This is a genomic window from Fodinicola acaciae (assembly GCF_010993745.1).
In the GTDB taxonomy this organism is placed as follows: domain Bacteria; phylum Actinomycetota; class Actinomycetes; order Mycobacteriales; family HKI-0501; genus Fodinicola; species Fodinicola acaciae.
Genome location: NZ_WOTN01000001.1, coordinates 3,175,242 through 3,191,620, shown reverse-complemented (window position 1 = coordinate 3,191,620; position 16,379 = coordinate 3,175,242). Strand labels below are relative to the sequence as shown.

Sequence of the window (16,379 nt, the reverse complement as noted above, 5' to 3'; positions counted from 1 at the left end):
TCGTAATAGGCCGGCTAGGCACAGAACGCCGGGTGTGCCGTGGCCGGATTCTCTACAGAGATTGTTTGGGGCGATCCGGCCAATAGATTTTCGCGTCGCAACTCAAGTTTGGAGCACGTAGTGACCGAGCCGCAGAATAATCCGACTCCACCGCCGCAGCCAGATCCGGCTCCGATTCCTCAGCCGGAGCCCGCACCAAGCCACGACTGGCTCCAGTTTGAAGAGGTCCGCAAGAGTGATCCTGAGGGAGTCAGGTTCCGGTAGCCGGCGATGGGTGACCAAGGGGCGGAATACGCCAGCTTTGTACAGGCTGAGCTGAAACACGAGTATGATCGCCGTGACGTCGTCAATTCACGTGCCGGCACGGCCATAGCCACGGCGAGCGGGCTTGTGACCGTGACTCTTGCAGTGGTGGCGCTCGCCAAAGGGCAGAGCGTTACTCTGGGTGGTGTTGCATTAGTGTCATTGCTTGTAGCGTTGTTTGCCTTCTTGGCGTCGGGAGTTCTGGCAGTGCTGGCCGGTTTAAACTGGCGGTTCAAAGTCACGTCCATCGGAACCTTGCACACCATGCTGGCGGATCACTGGATAGACAGCGAAACTACTGCACGAAACCAGTCCGCTACCTGCAACCTTCAGACGATTAATTCGTTGCGCGCTGGCACGAATATCAAGACACGATTTCTGCTCGGTGCTGCTTTTGCGCAGATCGCAGCTATCCTTGGCTTGTCTGTTTGTGTGCTGTTCGTCGTTATCTGAAATGCTTCCATGTGCTACTTGTCCGAGTGTGCAGAATCGTCATTTGGAGTTGGACGTCAATATCTCCAATTCAGTAACGATGGCTGGCCATTCGAAATTGAGTAGGCCGCCATCGGGACGAACTGACACAGCGTCGGAGTCAACGAAACGTGCTCCAGCGGTCGATAGAAGCTTTAAGTTGCCGGCGTAATTTGGGTGGCTGCGGAGAGCCGGCTTGGCGCACGGGGCGACGACGATCGGGAGGCCGACGCCGAGTAGCTCGTTAAGCAGGCCGAGTGCGAGGTTGTCACTGATGCCGACAGCCCATTTGTTGATCAAGTTGAACGTGGCCGGTGCGACGAGCACGGCTGAAGCTTCAGGCAGAGGGTCCTGTTCCTGTGGCAGGCGCGGCGTCACACGTACTGGCGAAGAAGTCGCCGCCTCTAGCTCCGGCACGTTGACCCATGTCGCGGCGGTCGGCGTCAAGATGATGCAGACGCGCCAACCGCGCTCGTGCAGCAGCGCGACGAGGGTTTGTAGGTCCAGGACCGGTGGTGCGGCGGATGCGATGACGTAGACGACGGGTGCATCGCTCACAGAAGGACTCCGCATCGTTGGGCTAGTTCGCGTAGTCCGGGTGTTGCCGACTTTCGCTCGCGTTTCAGCATTTCAGTAAGCATCTGGCGGACTTTGCCGTTGTAGTGGACGGCTTCCGGTGCTACCCGCTCGGCTTCCATCAGGTTGATGACGACTGCGGGGTCGGTGCGGTCTTGCGTGTACGCCCATGCCGTGTCGATGTGGACCTGAGCGCGGCGACTGCGCAGACCGCCGGGCATGGTGGAGGTGTCGACACGTTCGGCTCTGGCAATCGCCGAGCGTGGGTCGTGGATCTCGACCGCCGCGGACAGCTGGTGAATCGCTACATTGGTCGGCCCGAACGCCGTCCAGACGTAATTGCCGTCATGTCCGAGCTCGAGCGCCAACTGCTCGGCCTGCCGCATGCGCTCCGTTGAGGCCGCGCGGTCGCTTCGCCGGCTGGCGATGAGCGCGCTGTTCAGCCAGAGGGCTCCGCGTACGGACAGTCCGTCCGGGCTGTCGTCGCGAAAGCCTTCTGCTGCGTCGGTTGCTATGCGTTCAGCGTCGTCGATGTTGTCCAGCCGCAACAGCGCACAGCTGAGCTGGAAGGCGGCGGTCGCCTTGAGGATCGGCGAATCAGCCCGCTGCGCGGCTGTGGCCGCTCGGTCGGCGGCGATCCAGGCGAGGTTGCCGTCACCGACCTTGGTGACCAGCTTTGCGGTGGCCACGTACACCTGATTCTGTACGGCCAACGCCGCGCGTAGGTCGTCGCCGGTCGACTGCGCGACCAGGCCGTCAGCGGTCACGATGAGCGCCGGAAGCACCTGCGCCGCGCCACTGTAATCCGCTGCCTGGTAGCGACGATGCGTCTCAACAGTCAGGTCTCGGACGGTATCAAGGTCCGCCACAGACAAGGCCGGAGTCTTCAGTGTGTACGACGTGAGAGCCGCGCGGATCTGGTCGAGACCGGCCAGTTGAGGGACGCCGTTCGTGGCACCGAGCGACGGCTGACCGGTTGCCCCAGCTAGGGCAAGGCCGGCGACCGCTCCTAGAAACTCTCGGCGCTGCACGGGGTCGCGCTCCTCCTCGGCATCCGGTCGTGTCCGTCGACGGTTGGCCTTGGCCTGCGCGACGGCGCGTCGGATGACGGTCACGTCCACCTTGAAGCTGTCCGCGTAGGGCTGCTGCATGTACGGCGTCAGTAACCGCTTCTCGTTCTCCCAGCGCGACACTTCATTGCGCGTCACTGGGCGGCCAAGAATCGCCGACAACTCGTCCGCCTGCTCCGACTGAGAGCGCTCGGCTTTCTCGCGCAACTCACGAAGCAAGGCGCCGATTGTCGGCTCACCCATGCTTAACACACCCCTGGTTCTGCGTGCTCTCGTCGCACCGCTTCTTGGCCACCTGTTCTGGCCACCCCCTCCGGAAATGGCCACCTCCGCTGGCTCCTCCCACCAGCGCTTACGCCTGGTTGCCTAGGTCACGTACCTGAGTGACCAATCTTACGGGCCTCGCTCACGCAGGGATGCCGAAGTATCACAAACCGGCTCCCCTTTCGCCGAGTCCGACCCGTTCGACGGCAGGAAGGGGTGGGAACGTGCAGCCGCTACAGGCGCCAGACCTTAACGGCCGAAGGCATTGCCAGCCTGCGTACAGGATGGCGCCGGAGACCGTGGCCGATCGATGGGCAATCGACGCTCGACGCTCCGCCGTACCGGAGATCGACGCCGTACTTCTGGCGCTGAACGTCTACGGCCTGTGTACGCCGCTGGGCACGCGGGTCCGTCTGCAACTCTCGGTGCCGGTCGGCGGCCCGGTACGAACGGTCGTCGTACCGGCCGGCCGCCGGTCATCTCCCTTCACCCTCAGCTACGACGGCGTCCTGTTCGTTGACGGCGTGCCAATCGGCCGAGCAACGCGGATGGACGTTGATGACGCCGTCTCCGGCTATCTCCGTTGCTGGCACAACGGCGCATGGCGAGCAGCAACCATCAATCCCGCCAGCCGGTCCAAATGCACCGGCTGCGCATTCTGCCCGACCGCACTCGAACCGTCCGCAGATCCGAAGCTGACCACCGACGCCGAGCTGCATGCTTTGCTTGACGGGCTGGAAAAACAGCTTCCCGAACACGGCACCTTGACCGACCTTGAAGAGGTCACGGTTTCCACCGCTTGCTACGAGTCGGAAGATGCCGCGCTCGAGGCGATGATGGTGCTACGCAAGATATTGCGCTCGCGTCACATCAATACCCGCATCGTGCTGCTGTCGTCGGTCGTACGATCCCGGGAAGCGTTCCGCTGGTTGGCTGAGCATGTCGCTCCGTTCGGGCTCTTCCTGACAGCTGAGTGCGTCACTCGCAGAGATTTGCTTCTGAAGAACACAAAAGCCGACCTGATGCCGGAGCTGATGCCCGCTCTTCTGGCCGATGCACGGCAAGCGGGCCTGGACACGTCGTTTACGTACATCGTGGGCCTGGATGCCACCAAGGATATGGAGCCGTTCCTGTCCGCGATGCTGCCGCAGGTCACACTTTTCCCCTCCCTCCAAGTCTTCCAGTCCCATACGCCTGTGATGGATGGGCTGCGTACGTCCGAAGCTGATGAGCTGCGGTACTTCCTGAACGCTCGGCGGATTGTTGAGAGCATCATGACCGACGTGGCCAGCGATCTGGCGCCGGAGTCGTGGCGTTGCTACCGGTCGCTTTGGTACGAGTCCTACGCGGGACTGCCGCTGGTAGGCCCGCGCCGATGACCGCGACCGCCATGGACGAGACGCTGTCGACGCAGGCCGTAGGTCGAGTGTGGATGCGCACCGAGACCGCGGACGGCCGGACCGTTTTTGTCTTGCGTAATCGGCTTTCCGATGTGCCGGTGCGGCGTCCGGTCGACGTGACCTATCCGAGCGGGCGGCGTGGCCGTCTTCGTCTCCTTGGTTTCGATGAGGCAACGGTGGCGACGCCGTTGGACGACGACTGGCGCATCGGTGCTTCAGGTGTGCCCGGTTGGTGGCCGGCAATCCTTGCCGTTCCGACACTTCGCCCGTTCCGGGTGCCGGCTGATTTGGCCGCCGCGTTGCGGGACGCCGGCATTGATCTGGAAGCGTTTCCGATGCTTGGCCAACGGCGGCACGCTGCCTCGTGGGTACGGTCAGCCGAACCCGGGCCGGTGCGACAGCAGCGGATCGCCGCTGTTGTTGCGGCGGCCGTGGATTATCTGGAAGCTGGCCAGGGTCGCCATGCCGAGAGCGCGCGGGGCCAGCGATGACCGCGTCCGTGGTTACCGTCGTACGGCGCCTGCGGACGCGGCACCGGCTGTCGAAGGTGCGCAACTGGGCATTGCGGTACGCGGTCAACGGCTGGCCGGTCATTCCGCTGCGGGAATGGGAAAACGGCGCGCGCGGCCTGCGTGGTGGTGCTGTCGTCACCGCCGATGGACTTCAGCCGACGACCGATGCGTACGTCGTCGCGCGTTGGTGGTCGCGGCTGCCCTACGCCGTTGGGCTGGCTACCGGTGACGTCCTGGACGTCATCGACGCTCCCGCCGCCGTAGGCGCCATCGCGCATCGCTGGCTGCTGCTCTCGACCGCCACCGCCATCAGTTCCGGTGGCCGGTGGCTGTTCGTGGTGGCTCCCAGCGTCGAATTACCAGTTGCATTGACTTGCGCCGGCGTGGTCCGGCACGGCGCGCAGGAATGCGTGGCCGTGCCACCCTCGCGGATGTCGCGCGGGGATGCGTACTGGCTCGTAGCGCCGAGCGTTATCAAATGGCGGCCGGCTAATGCGGCGCTGGTTCATCAAGCATTGTCGTACGGGGTCATGGGGATGCTCCCGCCGCCGCTAGGGGACGTGATCTAACCATGAATGGCGATCCCTCCAAAGAAAATCATCTCCGCGGACTCGCGGAGGTCCGACGCCAGGTCGACCAGTTCCGCGCGGATGCCGCCGGAATGCTGGAGGCCGCCAAATGCACCCGCGACCAGCGCCGGGTCGATTTTCTCGCCGGCAAAGTCTCCTCTTTGCAAGCGGTCATGGACGTAATCGACATCGAAGTCGACAACATCGCGGACGACGAGCCCGTGCGGGTGCCGGGAATCGGCCGCATACGTCCGGCTCCGTCGTCGCTCTTTCCGTTCAAGAGCAGCGAAATGGGGGTTGGCTCGTGAGATAGGGACTCCCGGCAGCCGTTGCTGCGAAAGCGCGTAGCGAGCTGCCGGGCCGCAAGACGGCCGTCCCATCCTGCTCCGGCCGGTTGGGGATGGTCTCTTCCGCCACAGGGTGGAACACGTGGCGGAAGAAGAAAAAGGCCGGACCACCCCGATCCTTGGACGGGCAGGGGTGGTCCGGTTGGGGGTCCGGAGACCTCCGGTACTGACCGTACCGGAGGTTTCCGTGGCGTGCCGCAACAAGGGGCACGTGTGGGGGCACCTCTGGTCGACCACGACTGAGGAGGTGACACGTGATGGACCGGGAAACACCTGACGACGAGCCGATTCCGGACTACGGGCGGCGTGCCGACGACTGGACCGAAGCCGTGTTGGAGTCGGTTCGGCCTAACGGCGCGGAAAGCGTGTTGGAAGTGTGGAGGGTCGCTGACCAGATGGCGGATGACCTGTGGCAAACCGTCGTGCTCGGCGGCATGGCGCTGGACGTGGAGGACATCGTTCCGTGCGCGAGCCGCGGCGTTCCGGTCGTCCGGGTCGTATTGGCGCCAGGCAAGGTGCGCCGGCTGATGGAGCTGGCCAGGCAGGCGGGATTCCGGGCACAGGAGGCGCCGCCAGATCCGGATGGGAGCCGGCATGCGGCGTAGCGCTGTGCGCTGGTGGAGAGGAGCCCGGAGGTGGGCGACGAGTACGGCGGATGGTTCCGCGACATACCGAGGGAACTCCGGCCGGAGTGGGCACAGCGGCAAGTGGAGGACCAGCAACACCGGGCCGCGTTCGAGCGGTACGCGTTGCGCCGGTTGCCACAGCTGCAGGCCGCTGTGCCGGTCCGGCCGCCACGCCGTACGCCGTGCATGGCGGTCGGAATCCTGGTGGACAACTCCGGCGAGCGGTATGTCATGCTCTCGATCTCCGGCGACGGCGCGATGCCCAAAGGCGTCCGTGACCTGCGGGATCCGCGCGAGTTGTACGCCACTACCATCTCGGACAATCTGGACGCCGAACAGAGAATTGTCCGCACCGTAAGGCAAATGCGCGCCATCAACGAAGAGAAGAAGAAACGGGGGGAGCCGGTCGAGATGGACGGGGTACGGCTGGAGTCGGTCGCCGCGAGTTACCCGATCTGCTGGCGCAAGTGCCAACCGGAGCTGCGCGCGGAGGGCACCAAGCCATTGACCAGACTTGAGCCGCCACCACCGGACTACGAGCCGCCGAGTCCGTCCGGGCCGGATCTTCGGCCGTTGGGACCGGACGCTCAGCCGAACGCACGTCGATCAGGAAGGCCGAAGCGATGAAGTCCTACCAGGGCATCAATCCACCGCTCTCGGAGCGGCTGACGGCCGCTGGTCCGGACGCGCAGCGCCGCGTGGCGTACGCCATCGTGACCATGGTTGCTGACCGGGTCCCGGTCGAAGGCGCCGCTCACGTCGTACAGGCGATTGCCGCCGAGCAGTTCGGCCCCAGCGACCTCACCCGCTGGCTGGCCACGGCTCAGGACACGGCCCAAGACCAGTACGAAGCCTTGCGGGACGAGCGCGACGTCTTGGAAGAAGCAGGCAACCCTTGGCCGGAAGACAAGCAGGCCGAGCTGACGCGGCACCGCGTGGCGGCCCGCGCGTACGAGATTTTCGCGAGTGCGCTTGACATCGACGCTGACGAGGCCGCGCAGGAAGCCGCCTACGTCGCGCAGACCATCATCGACTCAGACGAGATTGACGCGCTCATCCGCGGAGTGGTCTAAGAAGCGTAATTTCGCACCCCGGCGGCAAAATTCGCCGCCACCAGACGCGATTCAGGTCAGTCCTCTGCGCCTGGCGTTGCGGCAAGCCAATACATCAGCTGCGCATCATCGGCCGAGCGGCGCGTCTGTTCCAAGGCGAGCGTTTGTCCGCTCATGCCGTCGTACGTGACGCGAACGGCGATCAGCATCGGCGTGCTCGCCGGAATATGAAGGGCTTGCGCGTCGTCCGGTGTCGGCATGACCGCGCGGACGTATTCGCGCCAGTTGAGCTGGTAGTCGGCACGCGACAGGATGTCGTACAGCTCACCAGGCATCCGGAAAGGGTTTTCCTCCAACGACCGCACATGCGCCGCGACAGAGAACGGCACGTAGAGCCGATGTCCGACGCGCTGATCGGCGTCGTTGACCAGGAGCCGGTCACACACGAAAAGCTGCGTGTAGCGGGGTACGGCCATGTCCAGCGCTAGCCCCTGCGTGGCCTCCATGTGATAGGTCGCGGCGTCTTCGACCAGTCGCCATTCTGGCGCGTCGATGTCATTGTCCGCGAACCCGGCACCTTCACCGGGACCGTCTGCCGGATCGTGGTCGGGATGGTGCGTGATGGCGCGCTTATAGGTGTGCGCTGGCTGGTCGGAGCGGCGACGGACGAAAGATCCGCGGCCCTTGTGGATGGTGATCAGCCCCTCGCCCTTAAGTGCTGCCAGGGCCTTCTGCGCGGTATTGCGGGACACCCCGAACCGCGTAGCGATCTCCAGCTCACTCGGCAGGAGCGCCGCTGGCGGAAGCGCACCGCTGAGAATCTGCTCCCGTAGCGCGTCGCTGACCTGCGCAAGCTTCGACGTACGCGCGTTTGTGCTGCTTACCGCCGTGTTTTCGTCATTTCCCGGAGCCATCGCAACCCGCGTCTCCCCTCCAGCTGCCAGAGCCACTTAAGAGCATCAGATGACCGAACCATAGTGCAGACACACCTGTACCTACAAGCTGACACTCTAAGTCCTTGACAAGCGCCTGTCTAGCCGTCATATTGTACCCGCAACATGTACGTACAGGTTGATGGTCAATCTGGCGGATGGGTCGCGGAAGCGGCCTGGAGAGGCGGTGACGAGTGGTCTGTGGACGGCGAGTGCCGTTTGGGCTGACCGGTCCCGGATGCAGATGCGGCGCGGTCGCCACGGAGGTCTGGATCGGGAGCGAACTGGGCCAATGCATCAAATGCAGCTGCCGCCGGTTGTACCGGCGCCATCAGTGCAGCAGCCGACAGCGGAAGGAGCAGACGCGATGACGAACACCGGAGATACGCGGGGGATCGCTGGCTGGACACCGCTGGACCTGGACGCCTTGGACGGCATGTCGCCGTTCGAGTTGGCCCAGCTCTGGGGTGACCGTACGGCGTGGGAACTGGCCGGCTTTCGGTCGATGACCGAGGAACTGGAGGAGCTGGCGGTCATGAGCACGTTGGTGTCGTGGCTGGTGCGGTGGTCGCCGATCACCATGCATAGCGCGCTTCTGGCCGGCGCGACCGTGGAGCAGGTAGCGGCAGCCGCCCGCGAGACAGCGGACGCTGTCGCGCAACGGTGGCAGTGCTGGGCCGCCGGCCAACGGCACCTCAACGAGACCAACCAGAAATTCGGCATGCCGCCGGAGGAGTACGACCGTGTCGCGGCACTGCTCGCGGCAGCGCTCGGGCTGTCGCCCCGTGCATTCACCTGCCGGCCGGAGCCGTCATGACCTCCACCACCGACACCTTGACAACCGACGTGACCATGACGGTAGCCGCCGACAACGAGGCGGAACCGTACAACAACAGCGCGGACGCGGCGGCAACGCCGCAACCTGCTGCCGCCACCGCGCATCAGCCGGCCGGCGTTGTCGCGGCTGCCGGTGTCGAGTCCGACGAGCCAGCAGCCGTCAACGCGCGTCGCGCCTACCTGTCGTCTGTCGCGGCAGGCCAGCCGATGACCGGCGCCGAATTGGGCCGGCTCTGCGACCGGTCCGCCAGTTGGGGCCGTTCGCAGATCCGCGCCGCAAAAGCGGAAACCGCCGCTACGGACCAGCCCGCGGACACGTACGACGAGGCCGCGGAAGCGGCGACGGAAGCGCGGCATGCCGAGAATGCCAGCGACAGCCCGAAAACCCCTACCGGTGCTGCCGCTGCCTCTGCCGCCGATGACGTGCGGCGTGAGCAGCGGCCGGGAGCGTCACTGTCCGCCGTACTCGGGCTCGCGGCAGGAGTGGTGATGTCGGTGGCAGCGAACATCGCGCATTCGTTCCTGCCGCCGGCTGGCGCGGCAGCCGGTTGGCATCCACCGGTCGGTGCCGTCCTGGCGGCCGCTTGGTGGCCGGTCGCGCTGTTCCTCGCGGTGGAAGTCCTGACCCGGGTGCGGTGGCAGTCCGGTGCTTGGTGGGCCATCGCGCGGTACGGCGGCGTGACCATCGTCGCCGCCGTCGCGGCGATTGTCTCCTACCGGCACATGTCGGGCCTGCTGATCGCGTACGGCGAAGACCCGTTGTCGGCCCACATCGGGCCGCTGGCCGTGGACGGGCTCATGGTGGTCGCCGGTCTCGCGCTGCTGACGATCGGTGCCGACCGGCGCCGAAACCCAAGCAAGGCACGGAAAGGAGGTGAGAAGTAGATGGAGGTAACCCTCCCGATCGTCGTGATCCTGCTAATCGTCGTCGTCCTGCTCTGCTGGAAAGGCGGCCTGAAATGGTGGCACGCCGCCGTCGTCCTGCTGTTCGGATTCGCAGTCGCGTCCTGGCCGGCCGTCGCGCCGATCGTCGGCTCAGTCCTGGCAGGACTTGTCCACGAGATCAACCGACGCGGATAGCGCATCCGCACTTCCCTTCACTAGCAGCAAATGTCGACGCCTACGGGCGAGAAAGGGCGGAGCCGTTGGAAAACCACTTCTTGGAGGCGATGGCCTATCACGCACCACCCGCGCACTACCGATCCTGACGTACCTCATCAACGACAAGCCCCGCGCCGGGGCAGAAAGGCAGCCGCCATTACTCCTACCCAGAAAGAAAACCCTATGACTACCCAGCATCCCAACCTCACGACCGAACCTCACGACAATGGCCCGGACACCGGCTTGCAGGTCGCCTATTGGCTCCTGCGTCAAGCGCACGCGAACCTGATCGCCGCCGGGTACGCCACCATCTGCGCCGATCTGGACGGCGAGCCCAACCCGCTGGCGTACCTCGTTGACGAGCTGCCGCACCCGCCGGACGGACACCGGCTGGCCGACAACTGGCCGCCGGACTACCCCGACGCCTACTTCACTGACTACCAGTACTGCGTCGACCCGGACGAGCCTGACGAGTTGTGGGCCGACCCTGACGAGATGGCCGTGTCTGATGATCGGTACGAGTCCGGCCGTATCGACGGCGGGTGGTGCTGATGGCTACCCGACCGCCCGACGACGGCGACAGCCGCGACTTCGACCCATTTGACAGTGATGGCGCGGAAATTCTGGACCTGGACGCGCTCCGACGCCGCACCAACGGCAAGGAGCTGATTCCGGCCCAGCGGCAACCCGACCACGGCGACGGCAACTCGCCCGACGCCGCGGACCGGGAATCGGTGGAGGTCGCGCCGATGGTGATCGGTCCGCCGGTTGACCCTCCTGACGAGCCGGTCCATGTCGGCTCGCGGTGGGCCGGCCGCAAGTGGCGAGCGCGTGCCCGTACGCGGCGGCCGATCATCCCGCCGTGGCTGCTCTCCCGCGCCGATCTGGCCGCCGCCGTACGGTGGGCGATCAAGGACATGCTCTACCTTGCCGGGTATCATGCGGTCCGAATTCCCAAGTACGTAGCCAAAATCGCCGTGTACGCACCGGTCGGCGCCTTCCGACTGTTCGGCCGGATGCTGCGGTGGGCCACCGCTGAGGAGGGTAACTGGGCTCTGCGGCAATGGGCCGCCGACCACAACGATCCGGCTACCTGGTTGCGGCTGGACCAGCGTCGCGCCGACCAGTCCCGATTCCGCTGGATCATCGTCGTCGCCGGCTCCATCGCGGCCTTCGTCGCCGGCATGGTGTTCCTGTACGTCCCGATCCCGGACGTAGCGCGGTGGGTCTTCTACTCCATCATGGCGCTGCTGTTCGCGCGGTCAGGTCGGCCGACCGACAAGCCGATCGTCGACCGGGTCGCCAACGGTCCGCGCTACCGCAAGCTGACCGCGGAGTTGGTCCGTCGTGGCCTGACCAGCATCCAGCTGGCCGGTATCAACCAGGCGGTATCCAAAGACCCGGCGGCGATCACGTTCCCGGTGGAGATCCACCGAGACGGCCCCGGGCACATGGCTGTGGTGGATCTGCCGTACGGCGTCGAGGCCGCCGATGTGATCGCTCGACGTGGCCGGCTGGCATCCGCGCTGCGGCTGCCGCTGGACCAGGTCTGGCCCGAACCCGACCGCGCACACACCGGCCGGCTGCGGTTGTGGGTCGGACACGAGCCCGCCTCTGCGATGAAAGCCCCGCCGTGGCCGCTGCTGCACGGCCCCAAGGTGGACATCTTCGAGCCGTTCCCGTTCGCCACCGACCCGCGTTTGCGGCCCATCTACGGGCAAATGATCGCGCGCAACTGGTTGTTCGGTGGCATGCCGGGCTCCGGTAAGTCCCGCGCGCTGCGGATCCCGATCCTGGCCGCAGCCCTCGACCCGCGCGTAGAAATTCGCTGCTACGAGCTGAAAGGAACAGGGGACTTCAAGGTCCTGGAGCAGGTGCTCGCCGAGTACGGCAACGGCTTCGATGACGACACCGTCGCCGGAGCCGCCGGCATGCTGGACTGGCTCTACGTCGACTGCCAGCGCCGCTCCAAGCGAGTCGCCTTCTACGCAGCCAAAGGCATGGCACCAGAGAACAAAGTCACCCCAGAACTGGCCTCCCTGAAAGGCTCCGGCCTGCATCCGCTCGTCGTGAACATCGATGAGATCCAGGAGTTGATCACCCACCCGGTCCACGGCAAACGAGCCGGAGAACTGCTGGAAAAGATCATCAAACTCGGCCGCGCGCTCGGCGTCACCCTCCTGCTCGGCACACAGATCCCGGACAAGGACAGCCTGCCGCCTGGTATCACCCGCAACGTCAACACTCGGTTTTGCCTTGCCGTGGCGGACCAGATCGCCAACGACATGATTCTCGGAACGTCCATGTACCGGAACGGCTACAGGGCAACAGAGTTCGGCCCAGAGGAGCCGGGCTGGGGAATCACGGTCGGCATGGGCAAGCCGGCACCGGCTCACGCCTACGACGTGGACCAGGCCGCAGCTGAAGCCGTGGTAGGGCGCGCGGTCGCGCTCCGGGCCATCGCCGGCACCCTGCCGACCGAACCCGCACAGCGCCAGGTCGGACCCGGCTATGACGTTCTCCGCGACCTGATGACCGTCTGGCCGTCCGGGGTCGAGCGGGAATGGAACGAAACCCTGCTCGACCGGCTGAACCAGCTCCGCGCCGACGTGTACGGCGGCTGGAAGCCGGAGCAGCTGACGGCCGCACTCAAGCCGTACGGCATCACGGTCGGCCAGATCGGCCGACGCATCGACGGCGTCATGACCAACCGTCGCGGCCCGGCCCGCGACGACATCGTCGCCGCCATCGCACAACGTGACCGAAAGTCGACCGACTAACCCGCCAAAGCGGTGCTATCGATAGCAGCCGCGACTGCTATCGATAGCACCTCTGCTAGCACCGAAAGCCCGCACTGACCTGCTTGTTAGCGGATAGCAGGCTACCGCGGAGCAACTCCCAAACCCCGCCCTGGAGGCGAATTTTGACCCTGACCACGCTCCTCACTATCACCATCATCCTCGCACCAATCCTGATCACACTCGGCTATCTCCACACTTGCTACAACCGGCCGTTCAAGCACTGCGGACGCTGCGAAGGCACCGGCCGCATCCGCTCCGCCTTCGGCCTATCCATGCGCGAATGCCCACCCTGCGAAAGCACCGGCCGCCGCCTCCGCACCGGCCGTCACCTCCTCAACTACGCACGTCGCATCCGTAAGGCGTATGTATCTGCCCGCGGCCGTGAGTTTCGGGGGAGGTAACAGACGCGCAGAGCATCGGCCGACTTCAACGAGACGCCAGACGCAGAGCCCACCATGGCCCGGAAGTGTGTCGAGATCGCCGAGGAACTTGGCGTGAGCCCTGAAGCTCTGGCCTATTTCGATCGTCTCTGTATGTCCATGCCGGCGATGACCGAGCGGCAGATACAGATAGTCGCACACATTGTCCGCCGAATTGACGCCCGTCGCGTATGAGTCCAGCAGGCGAGTGACTAGTGACCTAGGAGCGGGCGAGATCCCCGAGCATGCCTTGACTGTCACCGGGGAGTCGGCCGCCTCGACACGGAATCTTATTGACGGTTTGCTCAGCCGCGGGTAGGCGGAGAGACTGGAAACAGACAAGCTCGTTCTACGAAGCACGGCGTGGGTGACGCCGATCGCCGTTTCGTTGCCAGTTATCAACTGATTCGCGCAACCGTCGTGCTACCGACGACAAGGATGCAACCACGCGGGCTTGACTCTGATATGCAACGTGGTCAGGCACCGTACAGTAGAGCGCGTCTTCGGCGACCAGATAGTCGATGAATATCGCGACCTTGGTCCGCCATTTGTTCGTGGAGTTAGCCTCCTCGCGAAGTTTCGTAAAGGTCATCTCGCTAAGTAGTGGTGTAACATCTGCCATGGCGCTGAGATATTCATAGTTCCCATATCCCCAGAAGAGATGTTGCTTTCCGGCGGGTGAGATCTCCAGTTGCTTAGCGTGTGAGATGTCGTCGACGGTAGGATCGTAGTTAAGAACCAATCGCGTTTTCAATAGGGTATCTAGCCACAGTGTTGTTGCGCGATTCTCGATATCGAGGCCTACGCAATAGGCAAGAATCTGATCGAGATCCAGCAATGCACCTTCATGTTCCTTGCGTGGAGCGTCGTCGAGTAGTTGTAGAATACGCATTCCGAGAAGCGGTGACGTGGGTAGGTCATTGTTTAGGTTGAAGATGTTCTGAACAAAGTTGTCGTGGTTAACGGGGTAGATGTCATATTTTCCTCGTATTAGTGCCCTGGCGGCGCGAACGGGCGGCAATTCGATGCCGTTCCGGGCAATGTATGCTCTCAGGAGATCGTGTACCTTAAGGTGCGGGGATGTAATGAAATCACGTGCAATTTTTAGGGTCCGCCTGACGTCATGGTTGGCTAAGTCTCCGATCCACGATGAAACGCTCGATGTTTCGAGGAAAATGCGCTGCAAGCTGCGTGTGAATGCCGTTAAATCGTCGATCGATAACGATATACCGTTTCCCACGAAATAGCGATCGCTCGGTCGATCCCGCTCCAGCTCAAGCCGCTCTTCCATGAATTTGATTCGCTTTCGGATGACCTCTTCTGTCGGTGGGGTCGGCAAAAACAGTGTCTCATGTTCGAACGACTGGAAGGTGCCGTGCTTCGATAGCTGCCAACTGGTTCTGTCCGTGATTGGCAGTATTATTAGACAGATCGACTGCTCGTATATCGATCTGGCGTAGCGATATATGAACTGTTGAAACTCAATGGTAAAATGATCGGCGTTGTCGAATACGATTACAGGTAGCTTTTTGCGGTTATTGACGATATGTCGGACCAAGCCTTGGACGTATTCATGGGGTTTATTGCTCCTGATCGCTTCGACGTGATCGCCGAATCGGAGCTTAAAGCCTTCACGATCGGAGGCGTAAATTGACGACCATGGCCCTTTTGAGAGGCGCACATACTCATCGAAGAACATTCCTTGGATCTCGGCGTACTCTGGAGATCCTCTGAAGAGGACCCGCTCGGTCTCGCGGATGATCTTCGTGTCCAGCCAGGACTCCGCTGTGGATAAATCCCCGGTGCTCTCCCGGAGGTCAACTCGTAAGATGGTGCAATGTTGCTGAATGGACTGAGGGAGCACCCTGGCGAAGAACCGACTCACAAATGTCGTCTTCCCGGCTCCCTTGGTGCCAACGATGAGGACGAATTCGTGCCGTTGCGTGTCTCGCGCGGACTTTATTATGTCGGATAGCACTGTGCCTTCGTGTGTGTCAATCGATCGTAGCCGGCCGACGATGTTTTCGGCAACGCGCGCCAGTTGGCGTTCGGCGTAGTAACTCTCCCGCGTTTCGACAAAGCAAATCTCTAGGAGATCAGGATCTTGATCACCGGTAAGGCGGCGAAAGAAAGTAGACATGACCTTATCAATGTCGGCGGCGAGTTCACCGCCGCTCTGGAAACGTGCCGATCCCTCAGGCCGTAGCGACTTGTTGAAAAGGGAGGTACGTATCGGCTGTCCTTCCGCCTCTTGGAAGTAGGGTCGATAGGACAATGTGGAACTCGATTCGTATGAAAGGAGGTCATAGAAGAATTCGAAATTCTCCTCAATCGCGACTAGGTTCGGGAATATGAACGCCATCCCGGAACGAGTGTCGATGCCGTCTCCTAGTCGGTTGCCCCTAAAGACGATCCACTCACGTCCGTTCGTGACACACGCTAGCTCAGCATTCTTCTCACCACAGTATCGAATCGCCTGTGAGATTCCCTCGCGCGCCGTAGAATTCTTAAAAACTGGTCCGGAGAGTTTGAAGCCGCTGCGAGACGCCTTTCGATTCTCGCAGCCCATTGATCGTCCGTCTGATTTTGCCTCAAGTATCATGCGGCAGCGCTTATCTATCAGGAATGCGTAGTCAGCGTATCCAGAATCCACGGCTGCTTCGGTCAGAATTTCACCGTGCGGCCACATTAACACTTCAACAAGGATGCGGTCGATTATCTTTAGCCGAGTATCGGCTTCTGTTTCTACCGAATTAATGTAGCCCGACACGGCTTCCCTCAGATTTACAAATCTCTCATGAGCTGCGTCGATGGGCTGCATGAATACACCTCCTACGCGTGTGTGCTAGGAGTCTAGGACTTCGCGGCCGCTGCGGAGTTGGGTCATTCGGTCAGAACGCGGCCACAGCTGCGGCCGTCATTAGGTCTAACGGCCTAATGAGGAGCGAATGCCAATATAACCTTGTTTGATACATTGTCGGATGTAGTATAGGTGGCTACATGTGTCAATTCATATGATTTGGAAGGCGGCTACGTTTGAATCCTTGCCCTCCAGTCGTGAAGGTCAATCGATGCGGCCGACCCTTAACCTGGGAGACG

Annotated in this window: 17 protein-coding genes; 13 read left to right on the top strand and 4 right to left on the bottom strand. The window is 62.9% G+C overall.

The window, feature by feature from the left end; genetic code table 11:
- Positions 1 to 270: 270 nt before the first annotated feature.
- Positions 271 to 756 (top strand): hypothetical protein, encoded by a 486-nt coding sequence (locus tag GNX95_RS15075; protein ID WP_163507694.1) that lies wholly within the window; start codon positions 271 to 273, stop codon positions 754 to 756.
- 39 nt (positions 757 to 795) lie between these two features.
- On the opposite strand, the gene GNX95_RS15070 is transcribed toward GNX95_RS15075, so the two are convergent.
- Entirely contained in the window at positions 796 to 1,332 is a 537-nt protein-coding gene (locus GNX95_RS15070; protein ID WP_246281607.1) for a flavoprotein, read from the bottom strand.
- Complete coding sequence (locus GNX95_RS15065) at positions 1,329 to 2,663, bottom strand: helix-turn-helix domain-containing protein (RefSeq protein ID WP_163507692.1); 1,335 nt, start codon at positions 2,661 to 2,663, stop codon at positions 1,329 to 1,331. The genes GNX95_RS15070 and GNX95_RS15065 overlap by 4 nt, the downstream gene beginning before the upstream one ends.
- Before the next feature lie 305 nt (positions 2,664 to 2,968).
- On the opposite strand from GNX95_RS15065, the gene GNX95_RS15060 reads away from it, so the two are divergent.
- The 7 genes from GNX95_RS15060 to GNX95_RS15030 all read left to right on the top strand — a co-directional run bounded on the left by GNX95_RS15060 (position 2,969) and on the right by GNX95_RS15030 (position 7,211).
- Positions 2,969 to 4,063: a hypothetical protein gene (locus GNX95_RS15060; protein WP_163507691.1), complete on the top strand. Its 1,095-nt coding sequence runs from the start codon at positions 2,969 to 2,971 to the stop codon at positions 4,061 to 4,063.
- Positions 4,060 to 4,575, top strand: coding sequence for a hypothetical protein (locus GNX95_RS15055; RefSeq protein ID WP_163507690.1), 516 nt, complete (start codon positions 4,060 to 4,062; stop codon positions 4,573 to 4,575). Before GNX95_RS15060 ends, GNX95_RS15055 begins: the two co-directional genes overlap by 4 nt.
- Entirely contained in the window at positions 4,572 to 5,165 is a 594-nt protein-coding gene (locus GNX95_RS15050) for a bifunctional DNA primase/polymerase (RefSeq protein ID WP_163507689.1), read from the top strand. Before GNX95_RS15055 ends, GNX95_RS15050 begins: the two co-directional genes overlap by 4 nt.
- Positions 5,166 to 5,167: 2 nt before the next feature.
- On the top strand, positions 5,168 to 5,473 hold the full coding sequence (locus tag GNX95_RS15045; protein WP_163507688.1) for a hypothetical protein: 306 nt from the start codon (positions 5,168 to 5,170) through the stop codon (positions 5,471 to 5,473).
- Positions 5,474 to 5,766: 293 nt separating this feature from the next.
- On the top strand, positions 5,767 to 6,117 hold the full coding sequence (locus tag GNX95_RS15040) for a hypothetical protein (protein WP_163507687.1): 351 nt from the start codon (positions 5,767 to 5,769) through the stop codon (positions 6,115 to 6,117).
- A gap of 30 nt (positions 6,118 to 6,147) precedes the next feature.
- Positions 6,148 to 6,765 (top strand): hypothetical protein, encoded by a 618-nt coding sequence (locus GNX95_RS15035; RefSeq protein ID WP_163507686.1) that lies wholly within the window; start codon positions 6,148 to 6,150, stop codon positions 6,763 to 6,765.
- Positions 6,762 to 7,211, top strand: a complete 450-nt coding sequence (locus tag GNX95_RS15030) for a hypothetical protein (protein WP_163507685.1) — start codon at positions 6,762 to 6,764, stop codon at positions 7,209 to 7,211. Before GNX95_RS15035 ends, GNX95_RS15030 begins: the two co-directional genes overlap by 4 nt.
- 56 nt (positions 7,212 to 7,267) lie before the next feature.
- On the opposite strand, the gene GNX95_RS15025 is transcribed toward GNX95_RS15030, so the two are convergent.
- Positions 7,268 to 8,140 carry a GntR family transcriptional regulator gene (locus GNX95_RS15025; protein WP_163507684.1) on the bottom strand — a complete coding sequence of 291 codons (873 nt, stop codon included), beginning with the start codon at positions 8,138 to 8,140 and terminating at the stop codon, positions 7,268 to 7,270.
- A gap of 349 nt (positions 8,141 to 8,489) precedes the next feature.
- Here GNX95_RS15025 and GNX95_RS15020 point away from each other — a divergent pair, with 349 nt between their 5' ends.
- The 5 genes from GNX95_RS15020 to GNX95_RS15000 all read left to right on the top strand — a co-directional run bounded on the left by GNX95_RS15020 (position 8,490) and on the right by GNX95_RS15000 (position 12,840).
- Entirely contained in the window at positions 8,490 to 8,939 is a 450-nt protein-coding gene (locus tag GNX95_RS15020; protein WP_163507683.1) for a hypothetical protein, read from the top strand.
- Positions 8,936 to 9,844: a DUF2637 domain-containing protein gene (locus GNX95_RS15015; RefSeq protein WP_163507682.1), complete on the top strand. Its 909-nt coding sequence runs from the start codon at positions 8,936 to 8,938 to the stop codon at positions 9,842 to 9,844. Before GNX95_RS15020 ends, GNX95_RS15015 begins: the two co-directional genes overlap by 4 nt.
- Entirely contained in the window at positions 9,845 to 10,039 is a 195-nt protein-coding gene (locus tag GNX95_RS15010) for a hypothetical protein (RefSeq protein ID WP_163507681.1), read from the top strand.
- A gap of 204 nt (positions 10,040 to 10,243) precedes the next feature.
- On the top strand, positions 10,244 to 10,612 hold the full coding sequence (locus GNX95_RS15005) for a hypothetical protein (protein ID WP_163507680.1): 369 nt from the start codon (positions 10,244 to 10,246) through the stop codon (positions 10,610 to 10,612).
- Positions 10,612 to 12,840, top strand: coding sequence for a cell division protein FtsK (locus GNX95_RS15000; RefSeq protein ID WP_163507679.1), 2,229 nt, complete (start codon positions 10,612 to 10,614; stop codon positions 12,838 to 12,840). Before GNX95_RS15005 ends, GNX95_RS15000 begins: the two co-directional genes overlap by 1 nt.
- A gap of 789 nt (positions 12,841 to 13,629) precedes the next feature.
- On the opposite strand, the gene GNX95_RS14995 is transcribed toward GNX95_RS15000, so the two are convergent.
- Positions 13,630 to 16,101 carry an AAA family ATPase gene (locus GNX95_RS14995; protein ID WP_163507678.1) on the bottom strand — a complete coding sequence of 824 codons (2,472 nt, stop codon included), beginning with the start codon at positions 16,099 to 16,101 and terminating at the stop codon, positions 13,630 to 13,632.
- Positions 16,102 to 16,379: the final 278 nt, after the last annotated feature.

Coding starts and splice junctions, on each gene's coding strand:
- GNX95_RS15075 (WP_163507694.1), top strand. CDS start 271: ATGGGTGACCAAGGGGCGGAATACGCCAGCTTTGTACAGGCTGAGCTG.
- GNX95_RS15065 (WP_163507692.1), bottom strand. CDS start 2,663: ATGGGTGAGCCGACAATCGGCGCCTTGCTTCGTGAGTTGCGCGAGAAA.
- GNX95_RS15060 (WP_163507691.1), top strand. CDS start 2,969: ATGGCGCCGGAGACCGTGGCCGATCGATGGGCAATCGACGCTCGACGC.
- GNX95_RS15055 (WP_163507690.1), top strand. CDS start 4,060: ATGACCGCGACCGCCATGGACGAGACGCTGTCGACGCAGGCCGTAGGT.
- GNX95_RS15050 (WP_163507689.1), top strand. CDS start 4,572: ATGACCGCGTCCGTGGTTACCGTCGTACGGCGCCTGCGGACGCGGCAC.
- GNX95_RS15045 (WP_163507688.1), top strand. CDS start 5,168: ATGAATGGCGATCCCTCCAAAGAAAATCATCTCCGCGGACTCGCGGAG.
- GNX95_RS15030 (WP_163507685.1), top strand. CDS start 6,762: ATGAAGTCCTACCAGGGCATCAATCCACCGCTCTCGGAGCGGCTGACG.
- GNX95_RS15020 (WP_163507683.1), top strand. CDS start 8,490: ATGACGAACACCGGAGATACGCGGGGGATCGCTGGCTGGACACCGCTG.
- GNX95_RS15015 (WP_163507682.1), top strand. CDS start 8,936: ATGACCTCCACCACCGACACCTTGACAACCGACGTGACCATGACGGTA.
- GNX95_RS15010 (WP_163507681.1), top strand. CDS start 9,845: ATGGAGGTAACCCTCCCGATCGTCGTGATCCTGCTAATCGTCGTCGTC.
- GNX95_RS15005 (WP_163507680.1), top strand. CDS start 10,244: ATGACTACCCAGCATCCCAACCTCACGACCGAACCTCACGACAATGGC.
- GNX95_RS15000 (WP_163507679.1), top strand. CDS start 10,612: ATGGCTACCCGACCGCCCGACGACGGCGACAGCCGCGACTTCGACCCA.
- GNX95_RS14995 (WP_163507678.1), bottom strand. CDS start 16,101: ATGCAGCCCATCGACGCAGCTCATGAGAGATTTGTAAATCTGAGGGAA.